The organism is Sorangium sp. So ce185 (assembly GCF_051526825.1).
Classification (GTDB): domain Bacteria; phylum Myxococcota_A; class Polyangia; order Polyangiales; family Polyangiaceae; genus Sorangium; species Sorangium cellulosum_D.
In genome coordinates this window covers 10,160,435-10,182,924 of the sequence record NZ_CP150316.1, presented here as the reverse complement: position 1 = coordinate 10,182,924, position 22,490 = coordinate 10,160,435, and the positions used below count along the sequence as shown (strand labels likewise).

Annotated in this window: 17 protein-coding genes; 10 read left to right on the top strand and 7 right to left on the bottom strand. The window is 71.3% G+C overall.

What is annotated here, in order from left to right; all coding sequences use genetic code 11:
• Nucleotides 1-24: 24 nt before the first annotated feature.
• The 3 genes from WMF26_RS37415 to WMF26_RS37405 all read right to left on the bottom strand — a co-directional run bounded on the left by WMF26_RS37415 (nt 25) and on the right by WMF26_RS37405 (nt 3,245).
• Complete coding sequence (locus WMF26_RS37415) at nt 25-243, bottom strand: hypothetical protein (protein WP_437996618.1); 219 nt, start codon at nt 241-243, stop codon at nt 25-27.
• Between the two features lie 563 nt (nt 244-806).
• On the bottom strand, nt 807-1,481 hold the full coding sequence (locus tag WMF26_RS37410) for a VTT domain-containing protein (protein WP_236644151.1): 675 nt from the start codon (nt 1,479-1,481) through the stop codon (nt 807-809).
• 237 nt (nt 1,482-1,718) lie between these two features.
• A complete protein-coding gene (locus WMF26_RS37405) occupies nt 1,719-3,245 on the bottom strand; it encodes a deoxyribodipyrimidine photolyase (RefSeq protein WP_437996617.1) in 1,527 nt (508 codons plus the stop codon).
• Between the two features lie 172 nt (nt 3,246-3,417).
• On the opposite strand from WMF26_RS37405, the gene WMF26_RS37400 reads away from it, so the two are divergent.
• From WMF26_RS37400 to WMF26_RS37390, 3 genes are all read left to right on the top strand, one after another.
• Nucleotides 3,418-4,617: a hypothetical protein gene (locus WMF26_RS37400; RefSeq protein ID WP_437996616.1), complete on the top strand. Its 1,200-nt coding sequence runs from the start codon at nt 3,418-3,420 to the stop codon at nt 4,615-4,617.
• Nucleotides 4,614-5,372, top strand: coding sequence for a ferritin-like domain-containing protein (locus tag WMF26_RS37395; protein ID WP_437996615.1), 759 nt, complete (start codon nt 4,614-4,616; stop codon nt 5,370-5,372). The genes WMF26_RS37400 and WMF26_RS37395 overlap by 4 nt, the downstream gene beginning before the upstream one ends.
• Nucleotides 5,373-5,563: 191 nt before the next feature.
• A complete protein-coding gene (locus WMF26_RS37390) occupies nt 5,564-7,678 on the top strand; it encodes a S9 family peptidase (RefSeq protein ID WP_437996614.1) in 2,115 nt (704 codons plus the stop codon).
• Between the two features lie 81 nt (nt 7,679-7,759).
• On the opposite strand, the gene WMF26_RS37385 is transcribed toward WMF26_RS37390, so the two are convergent.
• Together WMF26_RS37385 and WMF26_RS37380 are read right to left on the bottom strand one after the other, a co-directional pair.
• Nucleotides 7,760-8,218 (bottom strand): response regulator, encoded by a 459-nt coding sequence (locus WMF26_RS37385; protein ID WP_437950897.1) that lies wholly within the window; start codon nt 8,216-8,218, stop codon nt 7,760-7,762.
• A gap of 168 nt (nt 8,219-8,386) precedes the next feature.
• Nucleotides 8,387-9,172, bottom strand: coding sequence for a TerC family protein (locus WMF26_RS37380; protein WP_061624282.1), 786 nt, complete (start codon nt 9,170-9,172; stop codon nt 8,387-8,389).
• Between the two features lie 402 nt (nt 9,173-9,574).
• Here WMF26_RS37380 and WMF26_RS37375 point away from each other — a divergent pair, with 402 nt between their 5' ends.
• Nucleotides 9,575-11,716 carry a hypothetical protein gene (locus tag WMF26_RS37375; RefSeq protein WP_437996613.1) on the top strand — a complete coding sequence of 714 codons (2,142 nt, stop codon included), beginning with the start codon at nt 9,575-9,577 and terminating at the stop codon, nt 11,714-11,716.
• 150 nt (nt 11,717-11,866) lie between these two features.
• Nucleotides 11,867-12,247 (top strand): STAS/SEC14 domain-containing protein, encoded by a 381-nt coding sequence (locus tag WMF26_RS37370; RefSeq protein WP_437950895.1) that lies wholly within the window; start codon nt 11,867-11,869, stop codon nt 12,245-12,247.
• 27 nt (nt 12,248-12,274) lie between these two features.
• Here WMF26_RS37370 and WMF26_RS37365 read toward each other — a convergent pair whose 3' ends face one another.
• Nucleotides 12,275-14,605, bottom strand: a complete 2,331-nt coding sequence (locus WMF26_RS37365) for an Rv1355c family protein (protein ID WP_437996612.1) — start codon at nt 14,603-14,605, stop codon at nt 12,275-12,277.
• A gap of 76 nt (nt 14,606-14,681) precedes the next feature.
• Nucleotides 14,682-15,110, bottom strand: coding sequence for a hypothetical protein (locus WMF26_RS37360; RefSeq protein WP_237244411.1), 429 nt, complete (start codon nt 15,108-15,110; stop codon nt 14,682-14,684).
• A gap of 595 nt (nt 15,111-15,705) precedes the next feature.
• Between WMF26_RS37360 and WMF26_RS37355 the strand changes: the two genes are divergently transcribed.
• The 5 genes from WMF26_RS37355 to preA all read left to right on the top strand — a co-directional run bounded on the left by WMF26_RS37355 (nt 15,706) and on the right by preA (nt 22,447).
• Nucleotides 15,706-17,154: a CoA-acylating methylmalonate-semialdehyde dehydrogenase gene (locus WMF26_RS37355; RefSeq protein ID WP_437996611.1), complete on the top strand. Its 1,449-nt coding sequence runs from the start codon at nt 15,706-15,708 to the stop codon at nt 17,152-17,154.
• Nucleotides 17,154-18,026 carry a nitrilase-related carbon-nitrogen hydrolase gene (locus tag WMF26_RS37350; protein ID WP_437996610.1) on the top strand — a complete coding sequence of 291 codons (873 nt, stop codon included), beginning with the start codon at nt 17,154-17,156 and terminating at the stop codon, nt 18,024-18,026. Before WMF26_RS37355 ends, WMF26_RS37350 begins: the two co-directional genes overlap by 1 nt.
• 184 nt (nt 18,027-18,210) lie before the next feature.
• Nucleotides 18,211-19,614, top strand: a complete 1,404-nt coding sequence (gene hydA / locus WMF26_RS37345; RefSeq protein ID WP_437996609.1) for a dihydropyrimidinase — start codon at nt 18,211-18,213, stop codon at nt 19,612-19,614.
• A 31-nt stretch (nt 19,615-19,645) separates the two neighbouring features.
• Nucleotides 19,646-21,055 carry an FAD-dependent oxidoreductase gene (locus WMF26_RS37340; RefSeq protein ID WP_437996608.1) on the top strand — a complete coding sequence of 470 codons (1,410 nt, stop codon included), beginning with the start codon at nt 19,646-19,648 and terminating at the stop codon, nt 21,053-21,055.
• Between the two features lie 3 nt (nt 21,056-21,058).
• Nucleotides 21,059-22,447: an NAD-dependent dihydropyrimidine dehydrogenase subunit PreA gene (gene preA / locus WMF26_RS37335; protein ID WP_437996607.1), complete on the top strand. Its 1,389-nt coding sequence runs from the start codon at nt 21,059-21,061 to the stop codon at nt 22,445-22,447.
• The last annotated feature ends 43 nt before the right edge of the window (nt 22,448-22,490 follow it).

Sequence of the window (22,490 nt, the reverse complement as noted above, 5' to 3'; positions counted from 1 at the left end):
CCCAACGTGCGGCGGCGTGTGCAGTCACGGTGGATGTTTGCACTCAAAGATTGCCTTTGCAATGCGCTGGCGCTTTGGTGGAATGAGTTGTGAATTATGTTGCAGGTATTGCTGTTTTATGCTGGCCATGACCGAGATTCCACTCGGTTGCGCGATCGACGCTGATGCTACCGACGAAGCCGAGCAGTCAGCTTGCACCAGTTCGAACAGCCCCGCCGTGATCGGCACGAGTGCTTCGGGCACGATCTACCACCTGTCGAATGCACTCTTTTAGGTTATCGACCCGACCGCGCGCCCCCTCAGCGGGACGCGACGGGTCGGTGCCTACCGAGGTGCTGCCGGTCAGCATGTATGAGTTCTGGCTCCAGCACGTCCGGATCGTCGGGCGCTCCGGGCGGGCAGCGGCTATCACCGCGTCCAGGCGATGCTTGCGCTCCTTGACCTGTAGCGGTCCGCGATCGCCCACGGCTCGACCTCGACCGCTGCCCTCAGCTCCAAGCCGAGGGCGGTGTTGTCGACGCCGGCAGCGAGACGTCCGAGGTCGTGATCGGCGACAGCGAGCCGGTGGCGCCGGTGGAGAACCGCGGCGGCGTGCGGCGACGGCGGCGCTTCGACGCTGATCGCGTGGACCTGCTCGTCAAGCCGTCGTGAATTGCCGTGGAGCTGCCCTGGACAGACCTGGCTCAGCAGGGGCGTGATGGCGTCGTTCGACCCGGGGCCAGGCATCGAGCTGGCCTGCCACGCCGAGCGGGTAGCCGGTGCGTTTTGCGCTTGACGCCGTCGAAATCTTCTGAAGCAGAAAGCGCCTACGGCTCGGTCCCGAGCCGCTCGGCGGCCTTCTTCTGCTGGAGCCGGTGCTTGATGGCCCCGAAGATGACGGGCGCCACCGAGACGAAGATGATCAGATAGACGACCCGCTCGATCTGCTTCGCGTCGAAGACCTTGCCCAGGAAGTACCCGAGGAAGGTCATCGAGAAGACCCAGAGCACGCCGCCCACCACATTGAACATCGCGAAGCGCCGGTACGCCATCTGCCCCACGCCCGCCACCACCGGAGCGAACGTCCGGGCAAACGGCATGAAGCGCGCGAGGATGATCGTCTTGCCGCCGTGCTTCTCGTAGAACTTCTGCGTCGCGATCAGGTGATCTTTGCGGAACAGGAGCGATTGCTCGCGCGTGAAGATCTTCGGCCCGGCGCGCCGCCCGATCGAGAAGCCCACCGCGTCGCCGACGATCGCCATCGTCATCAGCGTGACGTTCATCAGGAGCAGGTTCTGGAAGTTCGTCAGATTGAGTGGGTTGATGAGCCCCGCATTGACGAGCACCCCGGCCGTGACGAGCAGCGAGTCCCCCGGAAGGAAGAACCCGATGAGCAGCCCCGTCTCGGCAAAGATGATGATCATCAGGACGGGGTAGCCGCCCCACTCGAGGAGCGACTCGAGCTCCCTCAGCCTGCTGAAAAATTCACGGAGGAGTTCCACGCCCGCTCGATAGCTCACCTCGGCGGCCGCGTCGAACCCCGCGTGCACCCCCGCCCGCGCCCCCGCCGCCGGCGTCCAGCGCGGCCGCTCCCGCGCGCGCCGCCGGCCGCGACCCGCTCCCGCGGGACACCGCGCCGCCTCGCCCGGCCCTCCGCCCGCGCCCCCGGAGGCGCCCAGCCCCCGGAGGCGCCCCAGGAGACGAGCCGCCGGCCGCCCGCGACGGCGTGGCCGCGCGCGCTACCGCGCATAGCGCGCCAGGTACTCCTTGAGGTGCAGCTTCCGGGCGGCGCTCTCGGACGACATGTAACGGATCGTGCCGAAGATCTCCCGCTCCGGACCCCAGGCCCGATCGTAGCGGCCGAGCACCCAGAAGATGCCCGACGTGGAGTTCGGGTCGCGGCCGTCGAGCGCATACCGGTCGTTGAGCTCGATCATCACCTCGAGCGCCTCGCGCGGCGTCCGCGACCACTCCAGGATCTTCTTGCCCCAGAGCATGCGCAGGTAATTGTGGATTCGACCCTCGCGGAGGAGCTCGACCTGCGAGGCGTTCCAGATGCGATCGTAGGTGGCCCCGGCGGCGAGCGCCTCGAGCGGGTAGAGGCGGGGGCGCCGGTCGCGCTCGTGCTTCGCCAGCGTCGCGAGCGCCCAGTCCGGGAGAGACTCGTAATCGGTCGGGTCGCGCTTCCACGAGAGGCGCGGCCCGTCTCCCTCGCTCGCCCCGAGCGCGAAGGCGTTGAACCCGAGCTCCCGCCACGTGACGAGCTGTTCGAGGAACGCCTCGGCCGAGGCGCTCATCCCCCAGAACCCCTCGCGGCTGCCGCTCGGCCTGACGACGCCGCCCTCGGGGCGGCCGAGCCGCTCGGCGCGGAAGCGCTCGCGCCGGGCGACGGCGGCGAAGGCCTCGTGCGCCCCGAGGTGGCCGAAGTGCAGGTACGGCGACAGGCCGCTCGCCGCGCCGGCGTCGGGGTGATCGCGCCCCTCCAGGTAGCGCGGGAGCCGCTCCGCGACGAAGCGCGCGAGCTCCTCGCCGGCCGCCTCCGGGCCGCCCCGGCGCGAGACCGGCGCGACGGTGTGATCGATGGGGAGCGCGGCGAGCGCGGCAGGGTCGCCCTCGAGCAGCGCCGGAGAGGCCGCCGGCCACCGCCGCGCGATCGCGCGGGGGAGCGGCGACGCCGGCCGGAGCCTCGCCTTCTTCAGCGGATCGACCGCCGGCTGCGCGCCGAGGTGCTCGTCGATGACCCGCTGCCAGAAGATGCGGAACGAGCGCGCGGTCGTGAACACCCGATCGGCCGCGCGGATCGGCAGGAGTCCGTTCGAGTCCACCTGCTCCAGGCGGACGGGCACCTGCCGCGCGGCCGAGGCGACCATCCGGGGGAGGAAGAAGCACGGGTAGTCGTCCGTCACGACCACGCACGCCCGCGCCGCGAGCGCGCCGAGCAGGCCCTTGCCGGCCCCCGCGGCGGGCTCGACGTACGGGTGCGCGAGGACGCCCGCCGCCGCGAGGCGGCGCGCGTTGTCGGCCATGCCGTCGATCACGAAGCGATGGTGCCTGTCGCTCGCCCAGCGGTAGCCGCACCGGAGCGCCTCCAGCACCACGAGCGGCCGATCGAGCGCCAGCGACCAGGCGACCGCGCGCTCGAGACCGAAATTGTACCGGGTCCGGCGACTCGCGATCATCCAGTAAAGCACGTAATCGCCGTCCTCGCGGACGGGCATCGCGTTGCGGGTGCGGAGCCGGAGATCGGGGACGCTGCTCGAGATCACGAGAGCTCCTAGCACGGCGCGGCAGGGGCGCGCAGATCCGCCGGGCAGGGGCGCCCGGAGGGGCCCGGCCCCTCGGGACCCGCCCATCCTTGCGCCGCGGTGAGGGCGGCCTCAGGTACCGCCGCAGCGGTCGCTCATCGGCGCACGAGCGCGACGCGCGAGGAGGGGCAACATGGCTCTCGATCTCCTGAAAGAGCGGGGGATACCGCTCGACCGCCAGTCGTTCAGCTGGCGCGATCTCGTCCAGGTCCCGTACAGCAAGCTCGACGACGACGCGTTCACCCGGGTCCGCATCATCCTGATGAACGGCATCGAGCTCGAGAGCGTGCGGTTCCTGCACAGCTTCGCGCGCATGAACCGGGATCTCCGCCGCGTGCTCGCACAGGTGCGGCGCGTCGACCACCACCAGGTCACGCTGGTGAACTGGCTCAACCCGCCGGACCAGTCGCCGCTCGAGACCACCATCGGATACGAGCAGGTCGCCATCGAGATCACCGCGCACGCCGCGCTGTCGGAGCCCGACCCGTACCTCGCGCAGGTCTACCGCTTCGGCATGCTCGAGGACTACGACCACCTCTACCGCTACTCGGCGCTCCTCGATCGCCTCGAAGGCAAGGACGCGAACAACCTCCTGCAATCGTACACCGACGTGACCGTGGGTCGCCCCACCGCGGTGGAGCACCGCGCCCCCGAGGACGACGTGCGCGCGCCGTACGACCGCGAGACCGCGAGCCCGATCACGAAGCTCAACGCGCTCACGATCATGGCCGCCGAGCAGCAGACGCACAACTACTACGTCAACGTCGGGCCGTTCTTCGCCGACCCGGTGGCGCGGCTGCTCTACGCCGAGATCGCCTCGATCGAGGAGCAGCACGTCACCCAGTACGAGGCGATGATCAACCCCGAGGAGACCTGGCTCGAGAAGTGGGTCCTGCACGAGGCCAACGAGGTCTACAACTACTGGAGCTGCCTCCAGCAAGAGCAGAACGCCCACGTCAAGCGGATCTGGGAGCGGTTCCTCGATTACGAGCTCGGGCAGCTCCACGTGGCCATCGACCATTTCAACCGGCTCGAGGGGCGCGACGCGGCCGAGATCCTGCCCGCCTCGCTGCCGGACCCGGTCTCCCACAAGAGCCACCGCCAGTTCGTGCGCGACGTGCTCTCCCGGGAGGTGCACCTCCGCGCCGTCGGCGAGCAGATCGTCGACCCGACCGTCGTCCCGGAGAGCGCCGCGACGCTCGCGTATCGGCGGCAGATGAACTCCGCCGGCTCGCCCTCCGAGATCGTGGCCGCGGGCTACCGGTTCACGCCCGGCACCGAGCTCTCGCGGCGCGCCGAGAAGATCGACGGACAAAAGGAGGCGACGCCATGAAGCAGATCACGATCGGGACCAACACCACGGGCATCGCGACCTCGCCCATCGACAGCAAGGAGCTCATCGCGTTCGCGCAGGCGATCCCGCCGAGCTCCTCCGGGAGCGAGGCCGACGCCGCGGCGGTCAGGAGCGAGTACGCGCGGGAGTCGGGCACGGTCGGGAGCGTGCCGCCGCCGGTGAGCCTCAAGGGCATGGTCAAGGCGGCCGGGGAGCTCATCCAGGGCAGGCCGCCGGCGCTCCTCATCGACAAGCTCGGCGAGCGCCTCCAGTTCGAGCGCTCGGGCACGCGCCTCTACGAGGCGCTGATCGCCAAGCACGACGCCGAGGGGGGCTTCGAGGGAGGCCCGACGCGCGCGGATCTCGAGGCGATCCGCGACGACGAGCTCCGGCACTTCGCGCTGCTGAAGCGCGCGATCGAGCGGCTCGGGGCCGATCCGACCGCGATGACGCCCAGCGCCGACATGATCGGCCTGGCGTCGGCCGGCGTGCTCGCGGTCGCCGTCGAGCCGAGGATCAACTTCGGACAGAGCCTGCAGGCGCTGCTCGTCGCCGAGCTCACGGACAACGACAGCTGGCGGATGCTCATCGATCTGGCGACCGCGTACGGCCAGGACGATATGGTCGCCGAGTTCCGCGTGGCCGAGCAGCACGAGGCGCGCCACCTCGAGCTCGTGCGCGGGTGGCTGTCCTGCAAGCTCGCGCTCGACGCGCGCGGCGCGCCCACCACCTCGACGCCGCAGCAAGCCGCCTGACGCGTCCACCACGACGGCGCCGCAGCGAGCCGCCCGGCGCGCCCCGCGGGCCGGGCGATCGGGCATCGCCATGAGGTGCGCGGCGCGCGCGGCGGGCCGTAGACCTGCCTCGGCGATCTCGGTATGACCCTCGGGGCGCGGGCGCGGCGCATGCGGAATGCCGCCGAGGGCTCCGCGCCTCGGGTGAATCCATGGACCTGCCCCAGAAGCTCCGATCGCTGTTCCTGCTGCCCCTCCTCGCGCCGCTCGCCTGCGGCGGCGCTCCCGCGCCGGCGCCCGCGCCGCCCCAGCAGGCCGCCGCGCCGGCCCCGGCAGCCCCGGCCGCCGCGGCGCCCGCCGCGCCGGCGAAGGCCGCGCCGCGCGCCGACGCGACGCTCCTCCCGCGGCGCGTCCTCTTCGGCAACCCCGATCGCGCGTCTCCCCAGATCAGCCCGGATGGCCAGCGGCTCGGGTTCCTCGCCCCCTCGGAGGGCGTGCTCAACCTGTGGGTCGGCCCCGCCTCGGATCCGTCGGCGGCCAAGGCGGTCACGAAGGAAAAGACCCGCGGCGTTCGCACGTTCCTGTTCCCGTACACGAGCGATTACGTCCTCTACCGCCAGGACAAGGGCGGCGACGAGAACTGGCATGTCTACGCCGTCGAGCTCAAGACCGGGCAGATCAAGGACCTCACGCCGTTCGAGGGCATCTCCGCGACGTTCGAGGGGGTGAGCAAGAAGATCCCGGACGAGATCCTGATCGGCATGAACGATCGGGACAAGAAGCACCACGACCTCTACCGCGTCTCCGTGCGCACCGGCGAGCGCAAGCTCGTGCGGCAGAACGACGGGTTCGCGGGGTTCGTCGCCGACGACGACTTCAAGGCGCGGCTCGCGCTGCGGATGACGGCCGACGGAGGCCAGGAGCTCCTCGACATCACCGGCAAGGAGCCGAAGCCCTTCGTCGCGTTCGGGCACGAGGACGCCGCGACGAGCGGGCCGATCGGCTTCGACGCGACCGGCAAGACGCTCTATTTCCGGGACAGCCGCGGCCGCGACACCGCCGCGCTCGTCACCCTCGACCCGAGGACCGCGAAGCCCTCGGTGGTCGCCGAGGACGCGAAGGCCGATGTCAGCGGCGTGATCGTCCACCCGGCGACCGGCAAGGTGCAGGCTGCCGCCTCCGAGCACGAGCGCAAGCGCTGGCACGTGGTCGACAAGAGCCTCCAGCCGGACCTCGACGCCCTCCGCGCGGTCGCCGACGGCGACCTCGAGGTGCTGAGCCGCTCGCTCGACGACAAGCGGTGGACCGTCGGTTACACCGTCTCCGACGGCCCGGTCCGGTACTACCTCTACGATCGCCCCTCGAAGAAGGCGACGTTCCTCTTCACGAACCGGACGGCGCTCGAGTCGCAGCCGCTCGTGAAGATGCGGCCCGTCGTCATCAAGGCGCGCGACGGCCTCGAGCTCGTGAGCTACCTGTCGCTGCCGCGCGCCGCCGACCCCGACGGGGACGGCAAGCCGGACAAGCCGCTCTCGACGGTGCTCCTCGTCCACGGCGGCCCCTGGGCGCGCAGCTCCTTCCGCCTCGACCCGATGCACCAGTGGCTCGCGAACCGCGGCTACGCCGTGCTGAGCCCCAACTTCCGCGGCTCGACGGGCTTCGGCAAGAGGTTCGTCAACGCGGGCGATCTCGAGTGGGCGGGCAAGATGCACGACGACCTGCTCGACGCGGTGGCCTGGTCGGTCGCGCAGGGCATCGCCGACAAGGAGCGCGTGGCGATCATGGGCGGCAGCTACGGCGGCTACGCGACGCTCGTCGGCCTCACCTTCACGCCCGAGGCCTTCGCCTGCGGCGTCGACATCGTCGGCCCGTCGAACCTCGTGACCCTGCTCGAGTCGATCCCGCCCTACTGGGCGCCGATGCTCGAGCTCTTCGCCAAGCGGGTCGGCGACCCCCGCACCGAGGCGGGCCGCGAGCTCCTGCGCCTGCGCTCGCCGCTCTACCGCGCCGACCAGATCAAGCGGCCGCTCCTCATCGGCCAGGGCGCCAACGACCCGCGCGTGAAGCAGGCCGAGAGCGATCAGATCGTCAAGGCGATGACGAGCAAGGGGATCCCGGTGACCTACGTGCTGTATCCCGACGAGGGCCACGGCTTCGCCCGCCCGGAGAACTCCATGTCGTTCAACGCGATCGCGGAGACCTTCCTCGCCCAGTGCCTCGGCGGCTCCTACGAGCCGATCGGCGGCGACTTCCAGGGGGCGAGCCTCACCGTCCCCGTCGGCGCCGAGGTCGTCCACGGCCTCGCCGCGGCGCTCCCCCGGCCCTGAGCCCCGCCTGCCGAGGCGCGCCGGCGCCGCGCGCCGCGCGCCTCGCCGGACGCCGCCGCGCCGGCGAACGCCGCCGCGCCGCTACGTCTGCTGCGTCGACGAGGCCCGCGGGCGCCGCCGCGACCCGGGCCCGCTCACCGGGGGCGCGCTCGAGAGGTCGTCGAGCGTCTCCAGCAGCTGCTCCAGGTCGAACGGCTTGTTGATGATCCTCGTCGCGTCCGGGTGGTCCGGGTCGATGCAGAAGCCGGGATCGCTGAGCGCGGTCACGAGCACGACCGGCGCCGCTCTCCCCTCGGCCACGAGCGTCTCCAGGAGGCGCGGCCCGTCCAGAAACGGCATCACGCAGTCGAGGATGATGACGTCCGGCAGGGCCTGGGAGCGCAGCCGCTCCAGGGCCTCCAGGGGATCGGTGTACCCCTCGACGTCATAGCCCTCCGCCAGCAGCACCTCTTCCAGCGTCTCGACGATCGCGTCGTCGTCGTCGACGACGACGACGCGCCGCCGCCTTCCCCGTCCTGCGTCTCCCTGCTCGTCGCTCACGCTCACCTCGGTGGAGAACTCCGGTGTCACTTCTGGGACCGGCCGCTCTCGCCGTCTACCCTCGGACACCGCATCTGTGCGAATTGTTTACAGGCTCTCCCGGAGCTCGCTCCGGCGACCCCGATCTCCGCCCTCGCGCCGGCGCACCGCGGACGACCCCGCGCGGCCTCAGCCACCCGGAGGAGCCTGCCCGGGCGCCTGCAAGAGGTCCGAGGAGCTCCCCATCCGCGTGCGCAGCTGGACGGGCTTCTGGCGGAGCCGGAGGCGCATGTTGATGAGCTCGACGCCGAGCGAGAACGCCATGGCGAAGTAGATGTAGCCCTTGCTGATGTGCTGACCCATGCCGTCGGCCACCAGCACGACGCCGATGAGGAGCAGGAAGCTCAGCGCGAGGATCTTCATGCTCGGGTGGCGGTGGATGAACGCGCCGATCTTGCCGGCGAAGACGAGCATCACGCCCACCGCGATGAACATGGCCACCATCATGATCGAGATGTGCTGCGCCATGCCGACGGCGGTGATGACCGAGTCGAGCGAAAAGACGATGTCGAGCAGCACGATCTGCGCGATGACGGAGGGGAACGACGCCCCGCCCTTCGACGGCGCGTCCTTGTGATCTTCGACCTCGAGCTTGTCGAACATCTCGTGGGTCGCCTTGCCGATCAGGAACACGCCGCCGCCGAGCAGGATCAGGTCACGACCGCTGAAGCCGTGTCCGAACAGGGTGAACAGGGTCGCCTTGAGCCCCATGACCCATGAGATCGCGAGCAGGAGGAGCAGCCGCATCCCGAGGGCGAGCAAGAGGCCGATGCGGCGCGCGAGCGGCTGCCGCTCGGGCGGCAGCTTCGCCGTCATGATGGAAAGGAAGACGATGTTGTCGATTCCAAGAACGATTTCCAGCGCGCTGAGCGTCGCGAGCGTGATCCAGCCGTCGGCGTGCAGAAAGGCGCTCATGTCGGGCATCGGGGTGGCCCTTTGTAGCATGACGCGCCGCGAACGCCCGCGACGTCGTCCCTCGATGGCCCGCTCCCCGGCCAATTCCAGGGCGATCTTGCCCTCGCGTCCAGGGCGCGGGGCCGCCGCCAGCGTCGGTGTGGCCGCTCGCGTGCGCGGCGTGGCGTGGCGTGGCGTGGCGTTGAAAAGCCCGGCGCTTGACGCAGGATGTTGCGATCCGGTACAGATGATATGGAAGTACGATCAAGTGGATCTGCCTCCTTCCTGGCTTCCAGGCGAGCTCCTGAGGGGTGTTGGCGAGCTCGCTGCGGGACGCTGTGTCTTTTCGCCACACCGGCGAAGCGGCGTGGTCGTCTGTTCTCCACCTGCAACAGGTAGTCTCATGGAGGGGGGGAAGACCTCGTGACGCTGGTTCCGAAGATCGGATTCGGGCAGGAGGGGGGCTGGGCTGCCCGCGGCGGCGCTGACGGGTTGTCGCTCGGGCGAGCGCGCTTGCAGGGCGAGCCGCCGGTCGAGGCGCCGGAGGCGTGCTGGCTGGACGGCGACGAGGTCTGGCTGCGCATCGAGGGGCTCGAGCCGAGCTACCCGGTCGTCCTGCTCGGCGCGATGGGCGCCTGGATCGAGCCCGATTATCAGACGTCGTTCCCCTTCGGCAGCGTGGTCTTCGTGCGCCTGTCGTTCCGCGGCGACGAGATCGGCCCGATCCCCGCCCTCCTGGTGCTGCAGTCGATGGGCCTCCGGGGCCCGCTCATCGGGCTCTCGTTCCAGGAGCTCTCCGCGCGCGCGACCGGCCAGATCCGCGAGGCGCTGCGCGCCCTCGTCGACGCCGGGGCGGCGAAGGCCGCGGCCTCGAGCCTCTTCCGGTCGTCGGCCGCGGAGGCCGGGCAGGTGCGCGAGGTGATCGACGACCCGCGGCGGGTGCGCGACATCCTGGGCGTCCTCCTGCGCAAGAAGGGCATCGTCCGCCGCGCCGCCGAGAGCGCGCCGTCCCTGTGCGTGATGCTCAGCGAGGTGGGGGTCGGGACGGTCCGCTGGTTCGGCATCGAGGGCTGGAGCGAGGCCTCCCCGGTCGAGATCGCCGGGCACAGCTCCGTCTTCCGGTTCAACATCCGGGCGGAGCAGGTGCGCCCCGGCGAGATCGTGTCCGCGCTGCCGGCGCGCGTGGAGCGCCTCCGGCAGAGCCTCCACGAGCGAGGCGTCGAGGTCGAGCTCACCGCGCGCTTCCTGCACCCGGAGTGGCTCCACCTGCCGCCGGTCGTGGCCGAGGTGGTCGACGTGTCGTTCTCGAGCCTGCGGCTCGCGGTCCGCGAGGGCCAGCCGCCGCTCGATCCCAGGCTCAAGCTCGCGCTGGAGCTCCCGGACGGCGACGACGGGGTGATCCACCTGAAGGGCGAGGTGCGGTCGGTGTCCCCGGCCGAGGGCGGCGCCGGGCAGCTCTGCAACGTGCGCGTCGTCGCCGCGAAGCGCGAGGACGAGCGGCGCTGGCTGCGGCTCGTGTCGCGCATCCTGCACGCGACCACCTACGGGGGGACGGCCTGGCAGGCGGAGTTCTGGGACCTCTTCGCCTCGTCGGGCTACTTCAACCTCTCCGGGCGGCGGCCGGAGAACTTCGAGGCCATGCGGCCGAGCTTCATGAGGATGGCGCAGCGGGCCGCGGCGGTGCCGCACCTCCTGCACAACGTCACCTGCCTCTCCGAGCACGGCATCGAGGGCAATTTCTCGGTGATGAAGCCTTACCACGGCACGTGGATGTTTCATCAGCTCGCGAAGCGGCCCAAGAGCGCCTCCAACCTGAGCTCCCGCCAGGTGCTCCGCGACATCTTCACGCGCTGCTGCGAGTACGCGCTGGCCGACCCGGAGTGCCGGTGGGTCATCGTCTACGCCGAGGCGCGCGTCTCGTGGAACGAGCGGTCGTTCTTCGATTTCGCCCGCAGGCACGAGGCGACGGGGCTCGCGCTCTCGCTGCCGTTCCGCCTGATGGGCGTCGACGTCCCGGCGCTGCCCCGAGGGCCCTCCGGGGCGGGCGGCGTCGAGATCGGCGAGGCGACCCCGTCGGAGCAGGCGGCGCTGCTCGGCCAGCTGTGCGCGACGTCGCCGCGCCCGTACGCGGAGGCGCTCGACCTCGTGCCGGGCAGGCTCGCGATGGGCCCCTGCGTCGAGCGCTGGCGCAGCGCCGGCCTCGAGCGGGAGCGCGCGATCTTCATCGCGCGCGAGCGCGGCGAGGCCGCGGCGGCCGCCGTCCTCGAGCTCGGCGAGCTCGGCACGAACCTCTTCCGGCTGCTCGACTCGGTCCGCCTCGTCCCCATGCGCCCCGGCGGCGACGCCGCCTTCGCCCCGCTGATCGACGCCGCGTGCGGCTGGTTCCGGAGCCACGATCGGCCGTCGTTCATCTACTTCGGCGAGCGCGGCAGGCTCAGCTACGACGGGCCCGCCGGCCTGAACGACCTCGGCGAAGGGCGGCTGTGGATCGTCGCCCGGGAGCTCGTCCCGGCGTTCGCCGAGCATGTCTACCAGCTCACCGAGCCAAAGCAGGTGCAGCGCTAGCCGCGCAAGACTCAGGGCTCAGGGCTCAGGGCTCAGGGCCAGGCGCGAGCGCGAGCGCGAGCGCGAGCGCGAGCGCGAGGCGAGCGTTGCGCTGGCGAGCTGGCTCCGCCGCGACAGCGCGCTACGGTCTTAGCTCCCCCACGAGGCGGCATGTACCGTATCAAGATCGACAGGATCAACGCCCTCATCGAGGTCACGTTGCAAGGCGTCGTGCGCGCGGAGGAGGCGCACGCGTACGGCGCCGAGTACAGGAGGGCGCTCGGCTCGCTCTGCGGCCGGAGGATCCGCGTCCTCGTGGACTTCCGGGGGTTCTCCATCGCCTCCGAGGAGGCGACCGAGCTCCTCCGCGACATCGGGGCGACGTCGGCCGCGCTGGGGGTGATCCGGACCGCCGAGCTCGTCCAGAGCGACCTCGCCGCGCTGCAGGCGGCCCGCATCGCCCGGGAGGCGGGCACCGCGGACCTCGTGCGGGTCTTCAAGGACGAGGGCGCCGCGCGCGCCTGGCTCCTCGGCGACCGCGCCGCGCCGTGAGGCGGGCGGCCGCCGGAGCGGCCCGGGTCAGCGCACGACGAGCACGTCCTCGAGGGGGCGGCGGAGCGCGCGCGCCGACGGCGGGCCCGCGAGCGAGAGGCGGAACAGCAGGACCTCCGCCGTCGCGTCGGTGACGTCGAACAGCCGGACGTACCGCTCCCGGAGCTCCCGCGCGACCGCCGCGGTCTCCGGATCCAGCCCCTCGCCGCCGCCGCGGATCAGGCGCGCGAACAGGTACGGCAGCGTCGCCATCGGGTAGACGGCGATCCCCCGCTGCGCGGCGGTGAGCCACGCCCGCTCGACGGCCCGGCCGCCCTGGAAGTAGTCCGCGAGCCCGGCGCGCGGCATCGTGATCAGCGCGACGGCCATCGCGCCGGCGATCGCCTTGCGCGCCGTCTTCTCCAGCGCCCGGCCGCCGCCCCAGCGCCGCACGAGCTCCATCTTGCGGAAGTCCCGGCACATCGTGAACCCCGCGAGATCGGCCGGCGAGAGCTCGAACGAGCCGACGAAGATGCCGTCCCGGCGCGCCGCCGCCTCCGCCTCGGTCCAGCGGATCTCCTTCATCAGGTCGGCGTGCGTGCCCCGCGCGAGCAGCCGGACGCGATCGCCCGCGCCGATCAGCGCGGCGATCTCGTCGAGCGCCGCCGGCGACTCGAGCAGCTGGAGGTCCGCCCCCGGGACGGACCGGACCGCCGCGGCGAGGGCGGCCCGGTGCTCGTCCGCGAGCGCCGCCCGCGCGCCGGGGCGCCGGTTCGTGTGCCGGAGGCCGATGGCGTCCGCGAGGGGGTCCATCGCGTGGTCCTCCGCGCCGCTCACCGGCGCGTCGAAGAAGTCGAACGTCGCCGCGAGGTCCTCGCCGCCCAGCGGGAAGGGCGAGAGGCGCACCGAGAGCCCCTCGCGGTGGGCGGCGAGGACGACGTTCTCGGCGGCCGCGCCGAGCGCGACCACGCCGCCCGCCCCTCGGAAATCGGCGAGCGACTCGGAGCGCGCCCGGTCGTGGAACAGCCCGAGGCGGCGCGCCTCGTAGACCCAGAGCCAGGGCTGGCAGTTGCCGCCCGAGGGCGCCGCGATCCCGGCCCCGACGAGCCGCCGGAGCCGCTCGGGATCGAGCGCGACGGCGCCGGCCTCCCCGCCGCGCGGGAGCGCGAGCGCCGCGGGGGCGAGCGCCGCGGGGCCGCGCGGCGCGGGCGGCGCGGGCGCGGGCGCGGGCGGCGCGGGCGGGTCGCCCTCGGGGCCGCCGATGAGCTGCTCCAGGTCGACGAAGTACCGGCCCGACCGCACCGGCTCCCCCAGGGCGATCCGGCGCGCCGTGTCCGCGGCCGCGGCCCCGCCGTGGACGACCGCCGAGCCGAGCTGCGGCCACGTGCTCACCGTCTGCTGCACCTCGATGAGCGTGGCGCCGAACCGCGCGGAGAGCGTGTCCTGCCCGATGATCTGCATCACATAAGGCACCTTGTCCTCGGTCGACAGGCCGCGGATGCGCTCGGGCCTGAGGTCGCCGACGAGCCCGTGGAGGATCGGCCGGTCCGGCTCCAGGTCGAAGCGCTCGACGTCGATGAGCCCCCGGTCGCTCGTGTCCATCACGACCGGTATGCGGTGGGCGCGCGCCCGGTAGCGGATCTCCAGCTTGATATCGAGGCTGTCGCACTCCTCCACGACGATATCGAGCTTGCCCTCGTCCCCTCCGAGCCCGAGCAGGAAGCGATCGACGTTGTCCGGAGTGACCCCTTCGGAAAAGCACGTTACTTTGAAGAACGGGTCGATCTCGGCGATGTCGCGCGCGGTGGCGACCGCCTTTGGCACGTCGAGGTTGTGCACGCCGGTCCGGATCCGGTTCATGTTCGAGAGCTCGAGGTGGTCGAAGTCGGCGATGCGCAGCTCGCCGGCGCTCCGCTCGAGGGCGATGGTGAGCGCCACGGACTGGCCGACGGAGAGCCCGACGACGCCGATCCGCCGGCGCGCGAGCGTCTCCTGCTCTTCGGCGCTGATCTTGTACTTGTTGCGGTTGGTCCGGAGCTCGACGAACTCGGCCTCATCGAGCAGGTGCACGAGGCGGTGCGACCACGGGTAGTGGACCCAGACGCCGTACGCCTCCCGCGGGGCGCCGCCGAGGTGCTCCTCGACGAGCCGCGCGATCTCGCGCGCATCGAGGGTGCGGCTCGGGTGGCGCGTCTTGACCAGATCCGCGAGCTGCCGGTCGATCGCGTCGAAGACGCGGACGCGCGCGTCGTCGCGCAGCAGGCGCTCGAGCGCCTCGGCGTCCGCCTCGCGCGCCGGCCGGAAGAGGCGCGGCCGCCACTCGGTCGATTCTGCGTCTCGTCGCTGAGGGGAGGAGAGGAGCGCTTGCCAGCGGGTCATGGCCACCGTGGTACCAGGTCTCTCCGGGCGCGTCGCGGCGCCCGCCGGCCGGCGCCGCCCGCGGTGGCCCCCCCGATCAGCGCGGCGTGCGGGGCGCCCGGCCCTCGATCTCGAGCCGCATCCTGGCGACCTTGTGGTGCACCGTGGCGGCCTCGGGCCCGCTGACCTCGAGGTAGCGCAGGGCGCCCGCGATGTCGTTGCCCCGGAACGACCTCACCCGCGGGTTGAACCAGCTGAGCGCTATCGTGATCTGCCGGACCAGCAGCGCATCGGTGCAGATCGCCACAGTGAGTGTGTGGTTGCTTACGAAGTCGTTCACCGACGCGCGCTGCTTCGCGTTGGGGCCGCCTCCGGCGGTCACCACCAGCGTTTTGGAGCAGGTGGGCGGGAGCGCCAGCACCGTCTGCATGTAGAGCTCCCAGTCCTCGTCGCTCGGCGGTTCCCTGCCGTGGACGGCGATGAGCACGTGCTCCGTCGTGTCGAACAGCATGGTGGGTAGGGTCATCGTCTCACCGAGCGCTCGCAGAGCTTACGTCGTCGCGTCGCCGAGCCGCCAGATCGCGGCGGCGTCCGCTGGGGCCGCCGCGCGGCCGGCGATGGGGCAAGGGGTCGCGAGATCCATGGCGTTGCACCTAGGACGGTTCGATCGACGCAGCAACGTTCGGCGGCGACTTTCGACGCGGTGGTGGCGCCATGCGGCGCGCGGGGCCGGGCCGCGCGCCGCGCCCGTGGCGTCGGGCCGGCTCGGCCTCGAACGCGCGTCGATGACGCCGCCCGAGCGGGGCGACCGCGCGCGATCGCGCGGCGTGACGCGGCATGACCAGGGCGTACCCGAGTTGTTTCCAAAGGATTTCATGACGTGCTGCTGGGCAGTTGCACCGGGGCCTGTCAGCCACGCTGTGGTCTATACTACGGAATGTGCGTGGACGGTCTTTCTCACAGCGGCTCCGGCGCATGCGGCGTCGCAGCGAGGCTTGACGGAGGGCCCCCACCACATGTAGCGCTCGATCGGTGGGTTGTATTGTCCAGCGGACAGCGCCGGCGCCCGGCCTGCTGCGGATGTCAATGTGACCACCTCGCCGGGGGAAAGGTGTTTCGCGATGCGCGTGCTGGAAAACTTCGTCGGCGGCGCCTGGTCTCGCTCTTCGGGGACGACGCACCTCGAGGTGAAGAACCCGGCCACCGGGGAATCTCTTGCAAAGGTCCCGCTCGGGACCGCGGCGGACGTCGACGCGGCGGTGAAGGCGGCGCAGGCGGCGTTCCCCGGCTGGAGCGCGACGCCGCCGGTGCAGCGGGCGCGCTACCTCTTCAAGCTGCGCGAGGTCTTCGACGCCCACCGCGACGAGATCGCGGCGATCTGCACCTCCGAGCACGGCAAGACGCTGGCCGAGGCCAGGAACGATTTCGGCCGCGGCATCGAGAACGTCGAGCACGCGGCCGGCATCCCGTCGCTGATGATGGGGCAGGGCCTCGGGGACGTGGCGTCCGGGATCGACTGCCACACGGTCCGCCAGCCGCTCGGCGTGTTCGCGGCGATCACGCCGTTCAACTTCCCTCCGATGGTCCCGCTCTGGTTTCTGCCCTACGCGATCGCCACGGGGAACACCTTCGTCCTGAAGCCCTCGGAGCAGGTCCCGCTCTCGCAGCAGCGCATCTTCGAGCTGATCCAGCAGGCCGGGCTGCCGCCCGGGGTCGTGAACCTGGTCCACGGCGGCCGCGACGTCGTGAACGCCCTCTGCGCGCACAAGGACATCGCGGGCGTGTCGTTCGTCGGCTCGTCGTCGGTCGCGCGCCACGTGTACAGGAGCGCGGCGGAGGCGGGCAAGCGGGCCCAGGCGCTCGGCGGGGCGAAGAACTTCCTCGTGGTGATGCCGGACGCCGAGCGGCTGAAGACGATCGGCAACGTGGCCGAGTCGATCTTCGGCTGCTCGGGCCAGCGCTGCCTGGCCGGCAGCGTCGTCGTGTGCGTCGGCGACACGTACGAGGCCGTGCGCGAGGGGCTCGTCCGCTACGCGAAGGCGATCGTGCTGGGCGACGGGTCGAAGCAGGGCGTGACGATGGGCCCGGTGATCTCGGCGGCGCACCGCGACCGGGTGATCTCGTACATCGACAAGGGCGTGTCGGAGGGGGCGACGCTCCTCCTGGACGGCCGGGACGCCAGGGTCGAGGGGTATCCGAACGGCAACTGGGTCGGGCCCACGGTCTTCGACGACGTGAAGCCGGGGATGGTGATCGCGACCGAGGAGATCTTCGGCCCGGTCGCCTGCCTGATGCGCGCGCGCGACCTCGACGAGGCGATCGCGATCGCGAACCGGAGCGAGTACGGCAATGCGGCGTCGATCTTCACGTCGAGCGGCGGCGCCGCGCGCGAGTTCCAGCACCGCGTCACGGCCGGGATGGTCGGCGTGAACATCGGCGTCGCGGCGCCGATGGCCTTCTTCCCCTTCGGCGGCCGGAAGGGCAGCTTCTTCGGCGACCTGAAGGCGCACGGCCCGACCGCCATCGACTTCTACACGGAGCGCAAGGTCGTCATCACGAGGTGGTTCTGATGGCACGAAACGTACTTGGCGGGCTGATCCAGTGCTCGACCCCGGCCCTGGACGAGGGCGCCTCGGTGCTCTCGATCCGGGACGCGATGTTCGAGAAGCACCTCCCGCTCATCGACGAGGCGGGGAAGAAGGGGGTGCAGATCCTCTGTTTGCAGGAGGTCTTCAACACGCCTTATTTCTGCCCCTCCCAGGACGCGAAATGGTGCGACGTGGCCGAGCCCGTCCCGGGCCCGACGGTCGAGCGGCTCACCGCCTACGCCAAGAAGTACAAGATGGTGATGATCATCCCCATCTACGAGCGGGAGATGGCGGGCGTCTACTACAACACCGCGGCCGTGGTCGACGCCGACGGGACGTACCTCGGCAAGTACCGGAAGACCCATATCCCGCACACGAACGGGTTCTGGGAGAAGTTCTTCTTCAAGCCGGGAAACCTCGGCTACCCGACGTTCCAGACGCGGTATGCGCGGATCGGCGTGTACATCTGCTACGATCGCCACTTCCCGGAGGGGGCGCGGCTGCTCGGCCTGAACGGCGCCGAGATCGTGTGGAACCCGTCGGCGACGGTCGCCGGGCTCTCCCAGTACCTCTGGAAGCTGGAGCAGCCCGCGCACGCGGTGGCCAACGGCTACTTCATCGCCGCCTCGAACCGCGTCGGCACCGAGGCGCCGTGGAACATCGGCAAGTTCTACGGCACGAGCTACTTCTGCGACCCGAGGGGCGCCTTCCTCGCGACCGGGAGCGAGGACCAGGACGAGCTCGTGGTCGCCGAGATGAACCTCGACATGATCGAGGAGGTCCGGAGGACATGGCAGTTCTACCGCGATCGTCGGCCCGAGAGCTACGGTGAGCTCACGAAGCAGCTGCCTTGAAGGCCACCGGCCGCGGCGAGGCGACGGAGATCGCTAGCCCGGCCATGCGACGTCCACCGCGAAGCCAGAAGCAGCGCCGGGGCGCTGGTCGCGGACGGCACGCTCCCCCGGCGTTTCCCTCGCCACGGCGGCGCCGCCCCCCGGAGGGGACCCGCCGCCCGGCGCGCACCCGCGGAGAAGCAACATGGGCATCCTGATCAAGAACGGCGAGATCATCACAGCGAGCGACCGGTTCGTCGGCGACGTCTACTGCGAGGACGGGAAGATCGCCGCCGTCGGCGCGGGGCTCGCGAAGGAGCGCGCGGGAGACACGGTGATCGACGCCTCGGGGCAGCTCGTCTTCCCGGGCGGGGTCGACGCCCACGTGCACATGGAGCTGCCGTTCATGGGGACGGAGAGCTCGGACGACTTCGAGACCGGCACCGCGGCGGGCGTGGCCGGGGGCACGACGTCGATCATCGATTTCGTGATCCCGAGCCGCGGGCAATCGCTGCTCGACGGGCTCGCGATGTGGCACGAGAAGGCGAAGAAGGCGGTGGCCGATTACGCCTTTCACATGGCCGTCACCTGGTTCGGCGACGAGACGCTCAAGGAGATGGCCGTCTGCACGCGCGAGCACGGCATCCCGTCGTTCAAGACCTTCATGGCCTACCGCGGGGCCATCGGCGTCGACGATCCGGAGCTCATCCAGGTGATGGAGGCGGCCAAGGGCCTCGGCGCGCTCGTCACCGTCCACGCCGAGCACGGCGACGCGGTCGTCGCGCTCCAGAAGCGGCTGCTCAGGGAGGGCAAGACCCACCCGCGGCACCACGCGGAGAGCCGCCCCGCGCCGATCGAGGGGGAGGCGACGGGGCGCGCGATCATGCTCGCCCGGATGATCGGCGAGCCGATCTACATCGTCCACCTCACCTGCAAGGAGGCGCTCGCCGCGGTCGCCGAGGCGCGCAGCCGGGGCCAGGTGGTCATGGCCGAGACGTGCCCCCAGTACCTCCTGCTCGACGACTCGGTCTACGACAAGCCGAACTTCGAGGGCGCGGCGTACGTGATGAGCCCGCCGATCCGGCCGAAGGGGCACCAGGACGCGCTGTGGGCCGCGCTCTCGACGGGGCTCATCCAGACGGTGGCGACCGACCACTGCCCCTTCAACCAGGTCGGCCAGAAGGACATGGGCAAGGACGATTTCTCGAAGATCCCGAACGGCGCCGCCGGCATCGAAAACCGGCTCGCCCTCCTCTGGACCTACGGGGTGCTCGAGGGGCGGATCGACGTCCACCGCTTCGTCGATCTCGTCTCCACGCAGCCGGCCAAGATCTTCGGGCTATACCCGCGCAAGGGCTCGATCGTGCCCGGCGGCGACGCGGATCTCGTGGTCTTCGACCCGAAGGGGACGAGCACGATCTCCGCGAAGACCCACCACCACCGGTGCGACCGGAGCATCTTCGAGGGGTTCGAGGTGAAGGGGAGGCCGACGCATGTCATCGTGAACGGCAGGGTTCAGTACGCGGACGGCAAGCTCGACGTGGAGCGCGGCGCCGGGCGCTACCTGCCGCGGCGGCTCGGCCCCACCCAGGGCTCGCGGGCCGCGTGATGCGAGGCCGCCAAAGCGCGCGAGCACGAGCATGAGCCAAGACCCAAGCCGCCCCTCACCCCTCCCGTCCGGCCGGATCGAAGAGCGATTCGAGGACAAGAGCCCGCGCTATACCGAGGCCGAGGCGATCGCCGAGGCGAACCGGTGTCTTTACTGCGTCGACGCGCCCTGCGTAAGAGCGTGCCCGACCTCCATCGACATCCCGAGCTTCATCCGGAAGATCGCGACGGGCCAGGTGAAGGGCGCCGCCCGCACCATCCTCACGGCCAACCTGCTCGGCCAGTCGTGCGGGCAGGCGTGCCCGGTCGAGGTCCTCTGCGCGGGCGACTGCGTCTACAACGCGTGGGGGCGCGAGCCGATCGCGATCGGCCGACTCCAGCGCTACGCGGTCGAGTCGGCGCTCGCGCGCGATCCGCGGCTCTTCCGGGCGAAGCCGCCGACCGGTAAGCGCGTCGCGCTCGTGGGCGCGGGGCCCGCGTCGATCGCCGCGGCCGGCTACCTCGCCCTCGAGGGGCACCGCGCCGTGATCTTCGAGCAGAAGTCGATCCCCGGCGGCCTGAACACGCTCGGGATCGCGCCCTACAAGATGAAGGGGGACGAGGCGCTCCGCGAGCTCGAGTGGGTGCTGTCGCTCGGGGACGTCGAGCTCCGCACGGGCGTGTCGGTCGTCGAGCGGGCGGCCGCGCCGGGCGAGGTGTCGGCAGGCGACCTTCTCGCGGGCTACGACGCGGTCTTCCTGGGGCTCGGCCTCGGCGCCGACGCGCGCCTCGGCATCCCCGGGGAGGACGGCGAGGGCGTGGTGGGCGCGACCGCGTTCATCGAGCGGCTCAAGGCCGATCCGCGCCTCGATCTCGCGGGCGTGCGGCGCGCGGCCGTCGTCGGCGGCGGCAACACGGCGCTCGACGTCGCGCACGAGCTCGCGCTGCTCGGGGTCGACGTGGCGATCGTGTACCGCCGCTCCGAGGCCGAGATGTCGGGCTACGCGCACGAGCTCGAGGGCGCGCGGGTCGCCGGGGCGCGGCTCGTCGAGAACCGGGTGCCGGTCGAGGTGGTGCGCGAGGGCGGGCGGGTCGTCGCGCTGCGGGTCGCGCGCGCGGACGGCGACGCGCGGCGGGAGGCGCAGGGGCCCGCGTCGGCGCCGGTCGAGGAGCAGCTCGTGCCGGCCGACCTCGTCGCGGTCGCCATCGGGCAGAGCCGGGCGACGCGGGTGGCGCTCGCGTTCGAGGGCGTCTCGCTCGACGCGCGGGGGCGCGTGGTGGTCGACCCGGCGACGCACCGCACGGGCAACCCGAAGGTCTACAGCGGCGGCGACTGCGTGAACGGCGGCAAGGAGGTCGTCAACGCGGTCGCCGAGGCAAAGATCGCCGCGCGCGCGATGCACGAAGCGATGATGACGCGGGCGGGCGGCGCGGCGCCCGGGCCCGCACCGCAAGGGAGCTGAGCGATGGCCGACCTCTCTATCGACTTCGCCGGGATCAAGAGCCCGAACCCGTTCTGGCTCGCCTCGGCGCCGCCGACGAACACCGGCGATCAGGTCCGGCGCGCCTTCGACGCCGGCTGGGGCGGCGCCGTCTGGAAAACGCTCGGAAACCCGATCGTCAACGTGTCGAGCCGCTTTGGAGGCATCGATTACGGCACGATGCGGCTCATGGGGCTCAACAACGTCGAGCTCATCACCGACCGCCCGCTCGACGTGAACCTCAGGGAGATGCGCGAGGTCAAGCGGCGCTACCCGGGCCACGCGCTCATCGCCTCGCTCATGGTCGAGACGAAGGACGAGTGGCGCGAGATCATCCGCAAGGCCGAGGACACGGGCGCCGACGGGCTCGAGCTCAACTTCGGCTGCCCGCACGGGATGTGCGAGCGCGGCATGGGCTCGGCCGTCGGCAACGAGCCGGCGGTCCTCCAGGAGATCGCGCGGTGGGCCGTCGAGTTCGCGACGACGCCGGTCATCGTGAAGCTCACCCCCAACGTCGGCGACATCCTCGAGCCGGGCGAGGCGGTGCTCCGGTCCGGGGCGCACGGGATCTCGCTGATCAACACGATCAAGTCGCTGATGGGCGTCGATTTGGAGCGGATGGTCCCGCTGCCGCGGGTCGGCGGCGCGTCGACGAACGGCGGCTACTGCGGGCCGGCGGTCAAGCCGATCGCGCTCCACCTCCTGAGCCAGCTGGCGCGCCACCCCCAGATCGGCCGGCTGCCGATCTCGGGCATCGGCGGCATCTCGAGCGCCCGCGACGCCGCGGAGTTCATCGCGCTCGGCGCGACGAGCGTGCAGGTGTGCACCGCGGTGATGCACTACGGCTACCGCATCGTCGAGGAGATGATCGAGGGGCTCAGCGACTGGCTCGACGATCACGGGATGCGCTCGGTGAGCGAGCTCCGGGGCCGGGCGGTCCCGCAGGTGCAGGAGTGGGGCGAGCTGGATCTCTCGTACCGGGTCGTCGCGGAGATCAGCGCCGAGAAGTGCATCGGCTGCCAGCTCTGTTACGTCGCCTGCATGGACGGGGCGCACCAGTGCATCCACCTGCCGGGCAGGACCGAGGCGGAGGCGCGCGCGGCGGGCCACACCCACATCCCGAAGGTCATCCCGGATCGCCCCGTGACGGCGGATCCGAGCGGCGCCGCCGCGCCGTCGCGCGTCCCGTTCGTGGACGAGGAGGAGTGCATCGGCTGCAACCTGTGCGCGCTGGTGTGCCCGGTGTCGGGGTGCATCACGATGAGGGAGGTGCCTTCAGGCAGGCCGCCTGAGACGTGGAACGACCGTGTCCAGAAGGGGACGGACTTCGTGCCTGGCGGGCTGGAAGCGACCGCCCGCGCGCGGAGCTCCTGATCCCGGGCTCCCGACCCGCCGGCCTGGAGCCCGCGACGATCGC